Below are 16,194 nucleotides of genomic sequence, written 5' to 3'. Positions count from 1 at the left end.
CGCCTGTCCGACCATGGGCCAACATGGTTGGATTGGCGGTGCAAACCTTCGATGCCAGCGGGGGTGTGAAGGATCGCGGCGGACAATTCTTTTCCGCAGCACGACGACGGTGCGGCTGCCGTCGCGCAAAATACTTAGTTCGCCGACCCCAGCGCCTTGTCCAACGCCGCCTTCACATCGACCGGCCATGTCGCCACATCAGGCCACGCCTGCGGCTGGCCCTTGTCGCCGCGGCGCGCAAAATAGAGCCTGTGCTGGGCCGGGTCGACCGCCATGAAGCCGTCATTGCCGCCGCAATCATGCGGCACGCAGCCGCTGGCGTAGAAGGTGCCCGAAGCGGTCTTTTCCGTGCCGCCGCCGACCAGCAGGCTGGTTGCCATGTCGGGCATGTCCTTGCCGAGAAGCTTTTTCGCTTCCTTGTAGACGGCCTCGTTGTGGAAGGCGTCGATGATGTTCTGGTACTTTTCCGGATCGATGTCTTTCCAGTCCGTGCCGGGTTCCGGCATGTAGGTCAGATTGCCCGAAATCGTCAGCCCATCGGTCGGCGACCATTGCAAAGCCGGCTTCTCATCCCCCGGCAGCAGATAGGGCACGAAATAGATGGCGTTGTCGGACACCGCCGAGGGCGGTGCGCCGCACTGGTCCTGCTCGACTGTCGTGCTCTGGATGGTGCCGCCTTCCGGTTTCCAGACGATCACCGTCGCCGGCCCGCATTGATTGCCGCCGTCGCCCACATCGAACAGCGCCACCTTGACGCCGCCGACCTCGACTATTTTGTCGAAGAAGACGTCATAATTGCTGGCCAGCTGCTGGCCGTCATAGGCAAGCACCTTCTCGCCATACTGTTCCTTCTGGGTGATGGTCAGCGTGCCGCCTTCGAAAGGGACGGGCGCCTGCTTGTCGTCATCGGCAGCGTCGGCGGCGTTCGTCCCCTGATCGGCGGACGGCTGGTCCGTCGCCGGGGCCGGCTGGGTGGCGGGTGCCTGTGTCTGCGCAAACGCGCTCACGGTCTGCCCCAGCAACAAGGCCAGCCCGCAAACGCCGGCAAGAAGCAAACGTGTCAAGACTGTCCCTCCACTCAATCGCAACGAACCCGGCGCAACGAAGGCCTGAAAGCGGCCGGGCCTCCGCCTGGAGTGTGTACCGCTCAGGCCCAGGGGCGCTGTTCGGCGTTGCGCTTCTCGAACGACGCGATGGCGCCAGCCTTCTCCATGGTCAGGCCGATGTCGTCGAGACCGTTGAGCAGGCAGTGCCGCTTGAAGTCGTCGAGGTCGAAGGTGACGACACCGCCGTCGGGACCGCGGATTTCCTTGGCTTCGAGGTCGACCGACACTGTGGCATTGGAACCGCGCGAGGCGTCATCCATCAGCTTCTCGAGATCCTCGGGGCTGACGGTGATCGGCAAAATGCCGTTCTTGAAGCAGTTGTTGTAGAAAATGTCGGCGAACGAGGTCGAGATGACGCAGCGAATGCCGAAGTCGAGCAGCGCCCATGGTGCGTGCTCGCGGCTGGAACCGCAGCCGAAATTGTCGCCGGCAACCAGGATCTGCGCCTTGCGGTAGGCCGGCTTGTTGAGCACGAAATCCGGATTTTCCGAGCCGTCATCCTTGTAGCGCATTTCGGCGAACAGGCCGGTGCCGAGCCCGGTGCGCTTGATCGTCTTGAGGTAATCCTTCGGGATGATCATGTCGGTGTCGACATTGACGATCGGCATCGGAGCGGCGACGCCGGTGAGCTTGGTGAACTTTTCCATGGCTTTTGCCCGTGTTTTCGTTGCGGGGGGATTGCTGAGGCACGGTTTACACAAAGCCGGCAGCAAATAAAAGGCAACTGTTCGTGCACGGTGGCACAAGCCAGCCCGATGGTGCAGTCTGGCGGCCATGGCAGAAAACGCACACGTCCTCTATGCGCGTGAACCCGCGCTCGACATCGCCGAATTCCGGCGTGTGCTGGTCGAATCCGGCCTCGGCGAGACACGGCCGGTCGATGATGAAGCACGCCTGCGGGCGATGCTGTCGGGCGCCAATCTGGTGCTGACCGCGCGTCTTGACGTCGAAGGCAAGCCGCTGGTCGGCGTAATCAGAGGCATCACCGACTTCTCCTGGGTCTGCTACATCTCCGAACTCGCCGTTTCCCGATCGGCACAGGGGCTCGGCATCGGCAAGGGCCTGATGGACGAGGCGCGCCGGCAGCTTGGACCGTCGGTCGCCATCAGCCTGATCTCCATGCCCGACGCCGTCGGCTTCTACGAACGTATCGGCATGAAGCGCATGGCGGATGCATTCTGGTTCGACCGCAAGGGCTGAGATCTCTCTGGTTGGGGAACGAGAGAAGCGCGCCTTGCCTTCTCCCCCTGTGGGAGAAGGTGGATCGGCGCGCAGCGCCGAGACGGATGAGGGGTGTTCCAGCGGAGTGAGGCGTTGGCGTTCCCTGGAACACCCCTCATCCGTCGCCTTCGGCGACACCTTCTCCCACAGGGGGAGAAGGAAACGCCAACGCTCAAATCACATTCAATTCCCGGAACGCCCGCCCCTCAGCCACACGACCATAGCCAAACGCCGAACAATCCACCGTGCGATAGCCGCCATGCACGATCAGTTCGGCCAGCGCTTTGCCGACCGCCGGCGCCTGCTGCAGGCCATGGCCGGAGAATCCGTTGGCGAACAGGAAATTGCCGACTTCGGGATGCGGGCCGATCACCGCGTTCTGGTCGAGCGTGTTGTAGTCGTAGTGGCCGGCCCAGGCGCGGGTCGGCTTGATTGCCTCGAAGGCGGGAATGCGGGTCGCCAGCACCGGCCAGATCACCTCTTCGAACAGCGGCCAGTTTACCTCGAAGTCACCGGGATCGGGTGCGCAGTCGCCTTCCTCCGGTTCGGCGCCGCCGGTGAGGTAGACCGAGCCTTCCGGACGGACATAGATGCCGGAGGGATCGACCAGCAGCGGCATGTCGGCATATTTCTCGCGCGCCTCGAAGACGAAGACATTGCGCTTGCGCGGCTCGACCGGCAGCTCAAGCCCGGCCATGGCAGCCACCTTGCCGGCGTTCGGGCCGGCGGCGTTGACGACGATGCCAGCCTCCAGCGTCTCGCCATTGCCGAGGCTCACGCCGGTGACGCGATTGCCGTCGCGCGCGATGGCGGTGACATCGGCGGTGATGAAATCGACTTTCTTCTGCCGCAGCGCCTTGCGGAACAGCGTCAGCATCGCATGCGCGTCGAACCAGCCTTCGCCGGTGCGGCCATAGGCGCCGGCTGAAATGCCCTCGGTCGACAGCCACGGGAACCGGCGCGTAAGCTGGTCGGCATCCTCGAGCACGATGTCGGCGCCCTCGGCCATCTGCGCCTCGTGATTGCTCTTGAGGATCGGCAAGCCGTCCTCGCCGGCAAGGATGAGGTAGCCGCCTTCGCGAAAGCCGATATCGGCGTCGGCGCCGAACTCTTCCTTCAGCCGCCGGAACAGCTTCAGCGTGAACTGCGACAGGCGGATGTTTTCCGGGATCGAGAATTGCTGGCGGATCGAGGCCATGGACAGCGTCGTTGCCGCATGCGCGAATTGCGGATCACGCTCGACCAGCGCGATCGTGCCGGAAAACCCTTGCTCGCGCAGATAGTAGGCGACCGAGGAGCCGACGATGGCTCCGCCGATGATGACGATGTCGTAGCGCATGTTCTCTCCGATCCGGCCGATGGTGTCCTTCACGCCACCGGCAGAATGATCTCGAAGCGCGTGCCGCGTTCGCTGTCAACCAGCGCGATCATACCATCATGCGCTTTCAGGAGGGCCAGCACGATGCCGAGCCCCATGCCGGTGCCGCCCTGCTCGCGCCGCGTGGTGAAGAACGGTTCGAAGATGCGCGCCCGGTTGCTCGGCGAAATGCCGGCGCCGTCGTCGCTGACCAGGATGCTCGCCTTGCCGCCGGCGCTCGTAGCCGAGACAGAAACCGCCGTCGCGCCGTGCCTGGCCGAATTGTCGATGAGATTGGCCAGCACGATAGCCGCGTTCTCGGCCGATATGCGCAAGCCGATTTCGCCGCCGGCTCCGACGCGAACCGCCAGCCTGTTGTCGACGGGCAGCAGCGCCAGCGCCGCACCGAGCGATGTGCTTTCGCCGCTCGGCGCCAGGTTTTCGGCGCGCGCCAGGTCGAGCAGGCGGCGAACCAGCAGATTGAGCCGTCCCGCATCGGTGACGATATTGTCTGAAAAGCGCCGCCGCTCCGTATCGTCCATCGCGTCACCGGAATCGCGCAGCAGTTCGGCCGCGCCCTGGATCGCCGTCAACGGCGATTTGAGCTCATGCGAGACATGGGTGGCGAACGTCTGGATGCTGTCGGAACGCGCCTGCAGTTTTTCGGCCATGTCGAGGAAGGCGGCGGAAAGCTCCGCCATCTCTCGCGTGCCGTGATGGTCGAGCGGCCTGATCGCCGCGCGGTCGCCGGCGGCGATGCGCTCGGTTCGGTCGATCAGCGCATAGATCGGCCGGCTGACGGTGCGCAGGAAAACCAGGCCGATGAGCAGCGTGCCGCCGAGAATGGCGATCGCCGCCAACGTCACCTTGCCGCGTTCGCCATAGAGATGTTTGATGATGTTGTTGGGCGTCCGCGACACATAGACGACGCCGGCGACCTTGCCGCCGACAGCGACCGGCAGGGCGACGAAGACACGCACCTTGGTGCCGCGGCTGACCGAATAGAGCGGTGGCGTCGGCTGGTCGGGAATGCGCAGCCTGAGCGCGCTGGCATAGTGACCGGCAAGTGCTGTGCGCACCTCTTCGGCCGCACTGAGCGACTGGCCGACCTCGCCGCGCCCGGCAATGACGACGCCCCGGGGATCGAGCAGCCGGAAGCCGGCCAGCGTGGTTTTCTGCGTGGCGTCGAGAATACCGGACAGGCGCACGCCGATCGCCGCGAAGGCCGGATCCGGGGTGGCCGGCATCGCCGCCGGCCGGGTCGGCAGCACATAGTCGGAGGCGAGATCGAGTTGCGGCTCGATCGGCTTGTACAGCGGGCCCGGATTGACGCTTCGGCTTGAATCCCCGCCTGGCCCCGGCATCGGCGCGCCGAGCTTGTCCGCCGCAATGCCGGCGTCGCGCACATCCTGCGCATAGATGGCGGCGATGGCCGCGCCTTGCGCGATCAGCTCCGCTTCGGTCTGGCGGATCAACTGGTTCTCGTAGAGGCGGAAGAAGAACAAGCCGACCAATGGCAGGGCCATCACCATGATCAGGATGGCGACGACGACCGTGGCAAGCCGTGGCCGCCACTTGCGGCCGATCCATTTGCCGGAAGTCGTCAGCCGCATCGGCCAAGCCGGAAGCCGACGCCATGCACGGTCTCGATGGCATCCAGGCAACCCACTGCTGCCAGCTTGGCGCGGATGTTGCGGATATGGCTGTCGACGGTGCGGCCGGCGACATGGATGTTTGCGGCATAGGCGCTGGCCATCACCGCGTCGCGGTCGAGCACATGCGCGGGCCGCGCCAGGAACCCCTTCAGGATCGAGAATTCGATCCCCGTCAGGGCAAGCGCCTTGCCGTCGAAGCTGGCGGCATGGCTGGCCGGCGCCAGAGCCAATTTGCCATGCGAAAACTGCCTGTTGTCGACCGGTTCGGCCGCCGCCGGGCGGGCGCGCCGCAGGATGACGTTGACGCGGGCGACCAGTTCGCGCGGGCTGAATGGTTTCGTCACATAGTCGTCGCCGCCCATTTCGAGCCCGAGGATGCGGTCGATCTCCTCGTCGCGCGCGGACAGGAACAGCACCGGCACATCGGATGTGTGCCGCAGCCGCCGGCAGACCTCCAGCCCGTCCATTTCCGGCATGCCTATATCGAGCACGACGAGGTCCGGCGCCCGGCGTCCGATCGCCTGCAGGGCGGCGGCACCGTCGGCCACCCCTGTCGTTTTCATGCCGGCCTTTTCCAGCGCAAAGCAGATCACCTCGCGGATGTGCGGGTCATCGTCGGCGACGAGGATGTGATGCGGCATGGATCAGCGGCCCGGCATGGAAGGTTCGATAGCGGAGGGAATCACGAACGGCCCCTTGGTGTCGAGATATCGAAGCAGCCGCCAGTCGCGAAAGCTCCAGGCCCGCCAGTTCTGCTGGATAGTTCGATACCAGATTTCATCGCTGCCGCGCACGCCAGCCAGTTCGCGGACAGTGCCGGCGGCCGCCGTCTTGCCCTGCTGCTCGAGGAAGCGATCGAGTGCGGGAAACGCGCCTGGACCGAGCGAGTGAAGATACCAGGCGTCTAGGGGAATGCCCTGGCCGGTCATTTCGAGGGAATGGTCGACATTGTAGTTGGCGATCGTCGCTGCAAAATTGATGAAACAGCCGGCATAAAGCGTCAGAGATAACGTCAGAAGATTGGCGGAGAGCAGCCATTCGTTGGATTTTCTAAGCGCGATGCGGGCAATGATCAGGGCAAGGCCTGCTGCCACCAGCCCCATCCAGACAAAGGCGGCGACGCGCCAGTAGGTCAATGCATAGATGCCGACATAGAGGTCGAGCCGCAGGATCGACGAAATGACCAGCATGATGTTCTGCGCCACCCAGGCATAGACCAGCCGGCGGATGAACGGATCGGCCGATGTCTCGCTGCCTGGCCGCAGCGCTGCCAGCACGAAGCCGGCGGCAAGCAGCGCGGTGACGATCAGGGGATAGGCGCCGCGATGCGCGTAGGCCGCGTAGCTCAGCCCGTCGGGAAGGGCGGCCCCGCCCCACAGATAGGTGGCGTCGAGCGCCGTCTGCAGCGCAAACAGGATGTTGAAGACGATCAGGGCGCGCAGGATGGCGGCCTTGCCGAACAGGATGTCTTCGATGGTGGTGGCGGTTTTGTCGGCTTGAGCGCTGACGGCCGGCGCCGCGCGCGGGATGCGGCGAACGAGGCGCGGCAGGCGCGGCCGCAGAAAAGCCCAGACAGCGGCGAGCACGAACAGCCAGAAGGCAATCCGCGCCAGCTGGATAAGATCGAGCAGCCTCACGAGGTCGATCAGCGACAGCCAGTAGTCGATCACCGGATTGGCGGCGCCGAACAGCGCCAGGAAGACCGCGCCCAGCGTCAGCGGCATCACCCAGACAGCGATCGCCGCCAGCCGGATGCGCCGCCGGCCGAACCGCCGCGCCGTCCTGCGCCAGCGGATGAAATCATTGGCGAAGCGGAACGGCGCCGCCAGCCCGAACAGCACGATCTGCCCGGCAATGCGGGCGATGCTGTGCCGCAGCCGCCCGCTCAGCGAAAGGGCAAAGACGGTCAGCGCCGCCAGCGCGATCGAAACCGACAGGGTGCTGACGTTTTCAGCCAGCGGCAGCAGCGCGACAAGCAAGGCGATGGGCTTGAGCCACACCCGACCGTCGCTGAAAGCCGCCGGATGCACGGCGACAACCGCGGCGGCAATCAGCAGGGCGAACAGGAAAACCGTGATCCCGGCGGGCTGGCCGTAGAACAGGAAATCCGCAAGTGCCGCCAGCAGGATGGCGACACCGAAGCGGCTGCAATAGCTCGGCGCGGCGGAGAGCAACGCTGTCATGATCGGGCTTTCCTGATGGCGTCCCGCCGGGTTGCCGGCGGGCTGTTGCGGACAAAGGGAATGAGGATCGCCGTGGGATTCGCGCGCGGCGGATCGGCCAACCACCAGTCTTCGCGGCGCAGCCGGTAAGGCAGGGACCATCGGGGTTTTGCTCGGTTTTGCATGCCGTCTGTTTGTCAGGCCGGTGGGGAAAGGGTGAGGCGGATCGGAGGAGGTTTTCCGCAGGCCTGTGCAGTTTTCGTGCAGGCAATTGTTGAGGTCGAATTCGCCATCTTTCTAACGTCGGCGCTGCCCCTCACCTGCCTGCCGGCATCCTCTCCCCGTAAACGGGGCGAGGGACGCTCTTGTCGCCGGTTTCGCCAATCTCCAGCGTCGCAAGAAAGGCGCCGGCGTTGCCGCCAGCTCCTCTCGCCCCGTTTACGGGGAGAGATGTCCGGCAGGACAGTGAGGGGCAGCACCAGCTTTCGCGATTGGCTCGCCTCAGGCACAGCCCTGCGCGCTTGCCTCACCCACCCACAAGCGGCATAGATCACCCATGGAAACCTATCGCCCGCGCCGCTCCGTGCTCTACATCCCGGCTTCCAACGACAAGGCGCTGGCTAAGATCGCGCAGCTTGCCTGCGATGCAGTCATCATCGACCTCGAGGATGCCGTCGCCCCGGCCGACAAGATCGGCGCTCGCGAAAAACTGGCCGGCATTTTCGCCAACCGCCCCAACGAACGCTGCGAGATGATCGTGCGCATCAATGCTCTGGCAACCGAATGGGGCGCCGACGACCTGCTGGCTGCCGCAGGCTGCGAGCCCGACGGCATTCTGTTGCCCAAGGTCGACACGCCGCGCGACCTGCTCGAGGCCGGCGATGTGCTCGACGACAATTTTGTCCCCGATAGCGTGAAACTGTGGGCGATGATCGAGACGCCCAAGGCGCTGCTCAACATCGGCGCCATCGCCGAGCTTGGCCGTGACCCGGCCTCGCGGCTCAGTTGTTTCGTTGCCGGAACGAATGATCTGGTCAAGGAGACCGGCATTCTGGCAACGCCTGACCGACGCTACCTCGTGCCATGGCTGATGCAGATGGTGCTGGCCGCGCGCGCCGGCGGCATCGACATGCTCGACGGCGTCTCCAACGATTTTCGCAGCCTCGACGCTTTCACCCATGAATGCGCGGAAGCCGCGGCCATGGGCTTCGACGGCAAGAGCCTCATCCACCCGGCCCAGATCGAAGCCGCCAACCGCACCTTCGCGCCGTCCACGGAAGCCGTGGCCGAGGCGCGCTCGGTGAAGGAAGCCTTCGCGCTCGCCGAGAATGCCGGCAAGGGCGTGATCGCGCTGAACGGCAGGATGGTCGAGCGCCTGCATCTGGCGCAGGCCGAAAAACTGCTGGCGAAGGCAGCCGCCATCGGGTCATAAATGCTCGATGGATGGGCTATGGCTACTCACGACAGGAATTGAACAATGAAACTCTACCGCTTTCTGTCCGCTCCGGACGATGCCAGCTTCTGCCACAAGGTGACGGCGGCGCTGAACAAGGGCTGGCACCTGTTCGGCTCGCCGACCTATGCCTACGACAAGAAGGCCAAAACGATGCGTTGCGGCCAGGCCGTGGTCAAGGATATCGACGGCCAGGAATACGGACCCGATACGAAGCTCAGCGACTGGTAGGGACAGCGCCTTGCATGCGGATTAGGCAGCCTCGGCAATATCAAGGCGCACTGTAAGTCCGGCCTGTGTGGCAAGGTTGATCAACGTGTCCAGGCTGAATTCGCGATCCTGCCCCGCAAGAGGTCGCTAAGGCGCGGCTGCGTGATTCCGAGCCGCTCGGCTGCTTCGGCCTGGGTAATTTTCCAGCTCCGCACCCGCTGTTCAATCGCGATCAGCAAATTGGAGCGCATGGCCATATTGGCAGCCTCGGCCGGAGTATCTTCCAGCGCATCCCAGACATTTTCAAAGCTCTGACGTTCCATTGTCACGACTCCCTTCGTCATCCTAGGGCGCAGCAGTCGCAAAGCGACTGCGGAGACCCTAGGATCCATGCCGTGACCTTCGCCGAGGGGCATAGCAGATCAGGATTAGAGCCTGTTTTCGCCGAAACCGGATGGTAAGCTTTCAGTCCTGCACCGATGGAGCACTGTACCAAGATCACGGCATGGATCCTAGGGTCTGCGCTGCGTCGCTTCGCTCCTTGCTCCGCCCTAGGATGACGAAGGTGTGGGGCTATTCCGCCGCCTCTTCGATCTTCTCCATATCATCGTCCGACAGGCCGAAATGGTGGCCGATCTCGTGGATCAGCACGTGGGTGACGATGTCGCCAAGCGTTTCCTCGTTCTCGGACCAGTAGTCGAGGATGGCGCGGCGGTAGAGCGTGATGCGGTTCGGGCCCTCGCCGGTCTGCGGATTCCAGCGTTCGGCGATGCCGCGTCCCTCGAACAGGCCGAGCAGGTCGAAGGGCGTCTCCAGCGACAGGTCGTCCATGATCTCGTCGGTCGGAAACTCGGCGATCTGGATGACGATCTCGCCGGTCAGCTTGCGAAAATCCTCCGGCAGATGCGCGTAAGCCTCCAGCGCCAGGAACTCCATTTCGTCCATCGAGGGCGAGAGTTCGTCGTGCCAGGTGCGGGTCTTGTAGATGCGGGCCATGCTTTGTCCTTTGATCCCGGCATATAGGCTTTCGCACCGGAATCGGCAAATGAACGGGCCGATGCGCCTGCGCCATCCCTGCCGAGAGGAATAAATTCCCCATGACTCTGCTTGACTCCTGGGTCACCCTCTGGAATCTATAGGGAACATAACAGGAACAATTGTGAGTGGAAGCTGACCGTCATGGCGATGACCGCCGTGGCGCGGGAGACTGTTTTTGCCCTGCGCCGCCAGATCGCGAAAATCGAGGGAACGCTGCCCGAGCGCTTGGCTGCGCCGGCCGCCGCGCCCTTTAATGCCGACGCCAACACCGATCTCACAATCGTCCGGCGTGGCATTGCCGCGGCGTTGCCGGATGCGTTTCTGCCTATCGGTGTCGAGCGCCTCGACGCCGCCCTAAGCGGCGGCCTGCCGAAGGCCGCCCTGAGTGAAATCCATGGCAGCGAAACCCGCGATGCCGGGGCCGTCGCCGGCTTCGCTTTGTCGCTCACCAGCCTGATCCTCAAGCAAACGCCGGGGCTGCCGGTGCTGTGGATCGGCACATCGGAGATTTTTCGCGAGGCCGGCTTTCCCTATGCAAGGGGGCTTCACGCCTCGTTCGGCATCGAGCCGGAGCAATTGCTGTTTTCCGAGGCGCCAAGGCTTGTCGATGCGCTGTGGGTCGCCGAGGAGGCGGCCCGGATGACAGCGCTCGCCGCGGTCATCCTGGAAATCCGCGGCAATCCGCAGCGGCTGGACCTGACCGCGACACGCCGGCTGCATGCAAGGGCGCAAGCGGCCGGCCGGCCGGTGTTCCTGCTGCGGCAGGCGGCCGAACCCGAACCGACGGCCGCCCCTGTCCGCCTCATCGTCGCCTCGGCGCCGGCGGTGCCGCGCGACACCATCGCCGGGCCGCTGGCCGGCTCGATCGGCCGCCCGGCCTTCGCCCTCACCATCGGCAAGAGCCGCACAGCCCTGCCTGGACAATTCACACTGGAGTGGAACCCCGATGAACGCGCATTCGACGAAAGATGGGGCGACGAAAAAGGGAGCGAGGGAAGAGACCGGACAAAGAATCCTGTCCCTGTGGTTTCCCTATCTGGCGGCGGAAAGGATCCTGCGCCAGCGTCTGGGGCGGTCCTGGCGTTCCCGGCCGTCGGATCACCTCTCTCACCCGCCGCTCGTGATCAGCCATCGCGACCGCAACGCGCAGCGCATCTCGGCCCTCGACGAGCGGGCTGAGGCGCTGCACCTGAAGCGCGACATGGGCATCGCCGATGCGCGCGCCATGCATCCGTCGATCGACATCGTCGAGGCGGATCCGGAAGCCGACCGCCGACTGCTCGAAGGCCTTGCCGACTGGTGCGACCGCTACACCCCGCTGGTGGCGCTGGACGGGACAGACGGCCTGTTTCTCGACGTCACCGGCTGCACCCATCTGTTCGGCGGCGAGCGCGCCATGCTGGACGACATCCTGTCGCGCTTCTTCCATCAGGGTTTCGATGTCCGCGCCGGGCTTGCCGCGACACCGGGTGCGGCCTGGGCGGCGGCACGCTTTTGCGGCGACCGCATCATTGTGTCAGGCGAGGAGGAAGCGCTGCTGGCACCCCTGCCCCTGGCCGCGCTGCGCATCGAGCCGGCGACCCGCACCAGCCTGGAAAGTGTAGGCCTGCGCACGGCGGGCGCCGTCATGGCGGCACCGCGCGCGCCGCTCGCCCGCCGCTTTGGCGCCTTGCTGCTCCTGCGCCTCGACCAGGCGCTTGGCCGTCTCGACGAAGCGGTGTCGCCGCGCCTTCCCGTCGCGCCGCTTTCGGTCGAACGCCACCTCGCCGAACCCGTCACCCTGACCGAGGACATCGAACGGCTGGTGGGCATGCTGGCGGCGACCTTGAAAACCGACCTCGAACGCCGCGGCGAGGGTGCCAGGACGCTGGCGCTGCTGCTCTTTCGCGTCGACGGCGCCGTCAGCCGCATCGCCATCGGCACCTCGCGGCCGATGCGCGAACCCATGCTGATCCAGAAACTGTTCCATGAGAGGCTGGCCGCGCTCGAGCAGGATATCGATGCCGGCTATGGTTTCGATCTGGTGCGGCTCTCGGTGTTGGCGGCAGCCACCTTCGACATGCAGCAGGCTGATCTGACTGGTGAAACGATCGACGATGGCGCCGATATCGCGCTGTTCGCCGACCGCATCCGCGCCCGGCTCGGCGAGGGCGCGGTTCTCCGGCCGGTCGCGGTCGAGAGCCATCTGCCGGAGCGTGCTGTCGCCACGATCCCCTTCACCGAAGCGCCGCGCCGGACCACGCCGCCGAAAAAGCCCGGCAGGCTGCAGGCGCCACAAACCATTTTTCCGCCGGAACGGCCAATCCGGCTGTTCCGCTCGCCCGAACCCATCGATGTGCCGGCCACTGAAATGCCGGAAGGACCACCGCTGAACTTCCGCTGGCGGCGCGCGCTCTACCGGGTCACGCGCGCCGAAGGGCCGGAACGCATCGCCGCCGAATGGTGGCGGGAAGCGCCAAGCGACGAGGCGGCATCGACGCGCGACTATTTCCGTATCGAGGACGCCGATGGCCGCCGCTATTGGCTCTACCGGCAAGGTCTTTACGGCAACACGCAGGTACCGCCGCGCTGGTTCATGCATGGTGTCTTCGCATGAACGCGCTGACCGTCATTCCCTATGCCGAGTTCGGCATCCAGTCGAATTTCTCCTTCCTGCGCGGCGCCTCCAAGCCGGAGGAGCTGGTGGTCGCGGCCAAGCTCCTGGGCTTCTCGGCGATCGGGCTTGCCGACCGCAACACAGTGGCCGGCGTGGTGCGCGCCTGGCAGCAGGCCAAGGTCGAAAAACTCTCCTATCACCCCGGCTGCCGGCTGGTTTTCGGGGACGGCACGCCGGACATTCTCGCCTATCCCCAGGATCGCAAGGGCTGGGGACACCTCTGCCGCATGCTCACCCAGGCCAATCTGCGCGACGAGAGCGAAAAGGGCGCCACCCTTCTCCAGCGCGGCGACCTCCTCGAATGGGGGGATCTGATGTCGCTGGCGATCCTGCCCGATCTGTCGGCGGGCGCGCAAGATAGTCTTCCCCTGCTTCGAGACCTCAAAGGCCGCTTCGGCAGGAACCTGCGGCTTGGCGTTTCGCCCGACTACGCCGGCAATGACCGTTTCCGCATCGAGCAGGCCGCGGCGCTTGCTGAGAGCGTCGGTATTCCGCTGATGGCGACCAACGACGTTCTCTACCACACGGCCGAACGGCGCCCGCTGCAGGACGTGCTGACCGCGATCCGCCTCAACACGCCCGTCGCCGAGGTCGGGCTGCAACTCACCGCCAATGCCGAGCGCCATCTGAAGCCGCCAATGGAGATGGCGCGCCTGTTCCGCAGGCATCCGCAGGCGCTGGCCGAGACGCTGCGGTTTGCGGAAAGCCTGGGTTTTTCCCTTGAGGAGCTGAAGCACAACTATCCAGAGGAGACGACCGAAGCAGGCGTCGACCCGCAGACGGAACTGGAGAGATTGACTTGGGAGGGCGCCAGGAAACGTTACCCCGAGGGCATCCCTGACAAAGTGGAAGGACTCATCCGGCACGAACTCGAAATTGTCGGTCAGAAGAAATACGCCCGTTATTTTCTCACCGTTCGCGACATCGTTCGGTTCGCGCGTTCGGAAGAGGTCGGCATTCTGTGTCAGGGTCGCGGCTCCGCCGCAAACTCCGTCATCTGCTATTGTCTGGAGATTACGGAGGTAGATCCTGGCCTTCTGGACGTTCTTTTCGAGCGCTTTGTTTCAACGGAGCGCGACGAACCTCCAGACATCGATGTCGACTTCGAACATGAGAGGCGTGATGAGGTCATCGCCTATATCTACAATAAATACAGCGCCAAACGCACAGCCTTGGCCGCAGCCGTCATCAGCTATCGCGGCCGTTCGGCGCTACGCGAAGTGGCTAAGGCAATGGGCCTGTCGGAAGATGTCAGAAGCGCTTTGGCGAGCACGATCTGGGGTTGGTCGACCTCCGAACTTGGCGAGAAGGAGGCTCACGCTGGCGGCATCAACCGCACCGACCCGCTGGCAAAACTGGTGATCGAACGCTCCAACGATATCATGGGCTTTCCCCGTCATCTGTCGCAACATGTCGGCGGCTTCGTCATCACCAAAGACCGGCTCGATGAGATCGTGCCCATCGTCAAGACGGCGATGGACGAACGCAAGATGGTCGAATGGGATAAGGATGACCTGGATAATGTCGGCATCCTCAAAGTCGATGTGCTGGCGCTTGGCATGCTGTCTTGCCTGAGGCGTGCTTTCGATCTGCTGGAAACCCACTACGGAGTAAGGGACAAGTATGACCGGCGGCTGACCCTTGCGACAATTCCGCAAAAGGATAGCCGCGTTTACGACATGATCTGCCGTGCCGACACATTGGGCGTCTTTCAGATTGAATCGCGTGCCCAGATGTCGATGCTGCCGCGTCTCAGGCCCCGCACATTCTATGATCTGGTCATCGAAGTGGCGATCGTGCGACCCGGTCCTATCCAGGGCGATATGGTGCACCCCTACCTTCGTCGACGGCAGGGAAAGGAGAAGGTCGAGTATCCGAGCAAGGAACTTCAAGCCATTCTGGAGCGAACCCTCGGTGTGCCGTTGTTTCAAGAGCAGGCAATGAAGATCGCGATCGATGCCGGGGGCTTCTCGCCCGGTGAGGCGGATAAGCTAAGACGCGCTATGGCCACCTTTAAGCGCAGTGGCATGATCAAAAACTATGAAACGCTGATGGTCGAAGGGATGGTCAAGAAAGGCTATCAACGAGACTTCGCCGAGCGCTGCTTCAAGCAGATTGAGGGCTTTGGCGAATATGGCTTTCCCGAAAGCCATGCCGCTTCCTTCGCCCTGCTCGTCTATGCCTCCTGCTGGTTCAAGACCTTCTATCCCGACGTGTTCTGCGCCGCGATCCTGAATTCGCAGCCGATGGGATTTTACCAGCCGGCCCAGCTGGTGCGCGACGCAAGCGACCATGGCGTCGACATCCGCGACATCGACGTCAATTTCTCGGTCTGGGACTGCACGCTGGAGAAAGCGCCTTTCGATCCGGCCCGTATCCTCCCGCGCCATGCCGACATGCGCGGCGTCATCGAGACGAAGCATGCCGTCCGGCTCGGCTTCCGCCAGATCAAGGGCCTGTCGAAGGAGCGCATGGAGGTTTTCGTCGAGCGGCGCGGCTCAGGCTATGTATCCGTCAGGGATGTCTGGCTGCGCTCCGGCCTCGATGTCGGGGAGATCGAAAAACTGGCGCAGGCCGATGCCTTCCGCTCGCTCGGCCTCGATCGTCGCGAAGCCTTGTGGGCGGTGCGCGCGCTCGACGGCAAGAGCGCCGCCGAAAGGCTGCCGCTGTTCGACCAGCCGGCGCTTCGCCTGCGCGAGCTGGAGCCCGAGACGAGGCTGCCGAAAATGCCGCTCGGCGAGCATGTCATCCATGATTACCGCGCGCTCGGCCTGTCGCTGAAGGCGCATCCGGTCGCCTTCCTGCGCGAGCGGCTCGACCGCGCCGGCGTCACCCCCAATGCGAACCTGCCTTCAGTGCGCGACGGCAGGCGCGTCTCCGTCGCCGGCCTCGTGCTGGTGCGGCAGCGCCCCGGCAAGGGCAACGCGATCTTCTTGACGCTGGAAGACGACAAGGCGGTGGCCAACGTCATCTTCTGGCAAAGAACCTTCGACCGTTACCGGCCGATCGTCATGGGCGCCCGGTTCGTCAAGGTCACCGGAAAATTGCAGTCTGAATCGGGCGTGGTCCACATCGTCGCCGAGAGGATCGAGGATCTGACGCCTTGGCTGACCGTGCTTCTGGAGAAGGTCAGCGAGGCCGCACCAGCGGTTCCTCCGAGAGACCTCGCCAAGGAGCGTTCGGATCGCTCCAGCCCCGCCAAACAAAGCGCACCGATCCGTCAGGATCTCGCAACGCTGTCGGAAGAAGCGGAAAGCGTCATGCCCAAGGGGCGGAATTTTCAGTAGGTGGCAAAAACTTCGGTGTCGGCGGGACAGCACCCCCCTCTGTCCGGAC

At 64.2% G+C, this 16,194-nt stretch carries 13 protein-coding genes and 1 pseudogene; 6 read left to right on the top strand and 8 right to left on the bottom strand.

Annotated features, from left to right (window positions below; all coding sequences use genetic code 11):
• Positions 1 to 134 precede the first annotated feature (134 nt).
• Positions 135 to 1,064 carry a hypothetical protein gene (locus NP945_RS24355; protein ID WP_127271323.1) on the bottom strand — a complete coding sequence of 310 codons (930 nt, stop codon included), beginning with the start codon at positions 1,062 to 1,064 and terminating at the stop codon, positions 135 to 137.
• A gap of 83 nt (positions 1,065 to 1,147) precedes the next feature.
• The gene (leuD, locus tag NP945_RS24350; protein ID WP_023810900.1) at positions 1,148 to 1,753 is read right to left on the bottom strand and encodes a 3-isopropylmalate dehydratase small subunit; all 606 of its coding nucleotides are present in this window, start codon (positions 1,751 to 1,753) and stop codon (positions 1,148 to 1,150) included.
• Between the two features lie 127 nt (positions 1,754 to 1,880).
• Here leuD and NP945_RS24345 point away from each other — a divergent pair, with 127 nt between their 5' ends.
• Positions 1,881 to 2,306 carry a GNAT family N-acetyltransferase gene (locus tag NP945_RS24345; RefSeq protein WP_127271072.1) on the top strand — a complete coding sequence of 142 codons (426 nt, stop codon included), beginning with the start codon at positions 1,881 to 1,883 and terminating at the stop codon, positions 2,304 to 2,306.
• A 193-nt stretch (positions 2,307 to 2,499) separates the two neighbouring features.
• On the opposite strand, the gene NP945_RS24340 is transcribed toward NP945_RS24345, so the two are convergent.
• The 4 genes from NP945_RS24340 to NP945_RS24325 are packed head-to-tail and all read right to left on the bottom strand — an operon-like array spanning position 2,500 to position 7,522.
• Positions 2,500 to 3,666: an FAD-binding oxidoreductase gene (locus tag NP945_RS24340; RefSeq protein WP_256747754.1), complete on the bottom strand. Its 1,167-nt coding sequence runs from the start codon at positions 3,664 to 3,666 to the stop codon at positions 2,500 to 2,502.
• 29 nt (positions 3,667 to 3,695) lie between these two features.
• Positions 3,696 to 5,297 carry an ATP-binding protein gene (locus NP945_RS24335; RefSeq protein WP_256747753.1) on the bottom strand — a complete coding sequence of 534 codons (1,602 nt, stop codon included), beginning with the start codon at positions 5,295 to 5,297 and terminating at the stop codon, positions 3,696 to 3,698.
• The gene (locus NP945_RS24330) at positions 5,288 to 5,980 is read right to left on the bottom strand and encodes a response regulator transcription factor (RefSeq protein ID WP_127271328.1); all 693 of its coding nucleotides are present in this window, start codon (positions 5,978 to 5,980) and stop codon (positions 5,288 to 5,290) included. Before NP945_RS24330 ends, NP945_RS24335 begins: the two co-directional genes overlap by 10 nt.
• A gap of 3 nt (positions 5,981 to 5,983) precedes the next feature.
• The gene (locus NP945_RS24325; protein ID WP_256747752.1) at positions 5,984 to 7,522 is read right to left on the bottom strand and encodes a DUF4173 domain-containing protein; all 1,539 of its coding nucleotides are present in this window, start codon (positions 7,520 to 7,522) and stop codon (positions 5,984 to 5,986) included.
• Between the two features lie 535 nt (positions 7,523 to 8,057).
• Here NP945_RS24325 and NP945_RS24320 point away from each other — a divergent pair.
• Together NP945_RS24320 and NP945_RS24315 are read left to right on the top strand one after the other, a co-directional pair.
• A complete protein-coding gene (locus NP945_RS24320) occupies positions 8,058 to 8,933 on the top strand; it encodes a CoA ester lyase (protein WP_256747751.1) in 876 nt (291 codons plus the stop codon).
• Positions 8,934 to 8,978: 45 nt separating this feature from the next.
• Entirely contained in the window at positions 8,979 to 9,185 is a 207-nt protein-coding gene (locus tag NP945_RS24315) for a DUF1737 domain-containing protein (RefSeq protein ID WP_127261267.1), read from the top strand.
• Between the two features lie 21 nt (positions 9,186 to 9,206).
• On the opposite strand, the pseudogene NP945_RS24310 reads toward NP945_RS24315, so the two are convergent.
• Both NP945_RS24310 and NP945_RS24305 read right to left on the bottom strand, forming a co-directional pair.
• Positions 9,207 to 9,487, bottom strand: a pseudogene (locus NP945_RS24310) (helix-turn-helix domain-containing protein).
• 250 nt (positions 9,488 to 9,737) lie between these two features.
• On the bottom strand, positions 9,738 to 10,160 hold the full coding sequence (locus NP945_RS24305; RefSeq protein ID WP_023763026.1) for a metallopeptidase family protein: 423 nt from the start codon (positions 10,158 to 10,160) through the stop codon (positions 9,738 to 9,740).
• A gap of 183 nt (positions 10,161 to 10,343) precedes the next feature.
• Here NP945_RS24305 and NP945_RS24300 point away from each other — a divergent pair, with 183 nt between their 5' ends.
• The 3 genes from NP945_RS24300 to NP945_RS24290 are packed head-to-tail and all read left to right on the top strand — an operon-like array spanning position 10,344 to position 16,145.
• A complete protein-coding gene (locus tag NP945_RS24300) occupies positions 10,344 to 11,381 on the top strand; it encodes a hypothetical protein (RefSeq protein ID WP_256747750.1) in 1,038 nt (345 codons plus the stop codon).
• The gene (locus NP945_RS24295) at positions 11,323 to 12,798 is read left to right on the top strand and encodes a DNA polymerase Y family protein (RefSeq protein WP_256747749.1); all 1,476 of its coding nucleotides are present in this window, start codon (positions 11,323 to 11,325) and stop codon (positions 12,796 to 12,798) included. Before NP945_RS24300 ends, NP945_RS24295 begins: the two co-directional genes overlap by 59 nt.
• On the top strand, positions 12,795 to 16,145 hold the full coding sequence (locus NP945_RS24290) for an error-prone DNA polymerase (RefSeq protein ID WP_256747748.1): 3,351 nt from the start codon (positions 12,795 to 12,797) through the stop codon (positions 16,143 to 16,145). Before NP945_RS24295 ends, NP945_RS24290 begins: the two co-directional genes overlap by 4 nt.
• Positions 16,146 to 16,194: the final 49 nt, after the last annotated feature.

The sequence above is a fragment of the Mesorhizobium sp. LMG17149 genome (assembly GCF_024518695.1).
In the GTDB taxonomy this organism is placed as follows: domain Bacteria; phylum Pseudomonadota; class Alphaproteobacteria; order Rhizobiales; family Rhizobiaceae; genus Mesorhizobium.
The sequence above is the reverse complement of the archived record's forward strand: the minus strand, read 5'-3'. Positions and strand labels throughout refer to the sequence as shown.

What these genes read in the sequence shown, in the direction of transcription:
- leuD (WP_023810900.1), bottom strand. Translation starts at nt 1,753, where the DNA reads ATGGAAAAGTTCACCAAGCTCACCGGCGTCGCCGCTCCGATGCCGATC.
- NP945_RS24345 (WP_127271072.1), top strand. Translation starts at nt 1,881, where the DNA reads ATGGCAGAAAACGCACACGTCCTCTATGCGCGTGAACCCGCGCTCGAC.
- NP945_RS24340 (WP_256747754.1), bottom strand. Translation starts at nt 3,666, where the DNA reads ATGCGCTACGACATCGTCATCATCGGCGGAGCCATCGTCGGCTCCTCG.
- NP945_RS24335 (WP_256747753.1), bottom strand. Translation starts at nt 5,297, where the DNA reads ATGCGGCTGACGACTTCCGGCAAATGGATCGGCCGCAAGTGGCGGCCA.
- NP945_RS24330 (WP_127271328.1), bottom strand. Translation starts at nt 5,980, where the DNA reads ATGCCGCATCACATCCTCGTCGCCGACGATGACCCGCACATCCGCGAG.
- NP945_RS24325 (WP_256747752.1), bottom strand. Translation starts at nt 7,522, where the DNA reads ATGACAGCGTTGCTCTCCGCCGCGCCGAGCTATTGCAGCCGCTTCGGT.
- NP945_RS24320 (WP_256747751.1), top strand. Translation starts at nt 8,058, where the DNA reads ATGGAAACCTATCGCCCGCGCCGCTCCGTGCTCTACATCCCGGCTTCC.
- NP945_RS24315 (WP_127261267.1), top strand. Translation starts at nt 8,979, where the DNA reads ATGAAACTCTACCGCTTTCTGTCCGCTCCGGACGATGCCAGCTTCTGC.
- NP945_RS24305 (WP_023763026.1), bottom strand. Translation starts at nt 10,160, where the DNA reads ATGGCCCGCATCTACAAGACCCGCACCTGGCACGACGAACTCTCGCCC.
- NP945_RS24300 (WP_256747750.1), top strand. Translation starts at nt 10,344, where the DNA reads ATGGCGATGACCGCCGTGGCGCGGGAGACTGTTTTTGCCCTGCGCCGC.
- NP945_RS24290 (WP_256747748.1), top strand. Translation starts at nt 12,795, where the DNA reads ATGAACGCGCTGACCGTCATTCCCTATGCCGAGTTCGGCATCCAGTCG.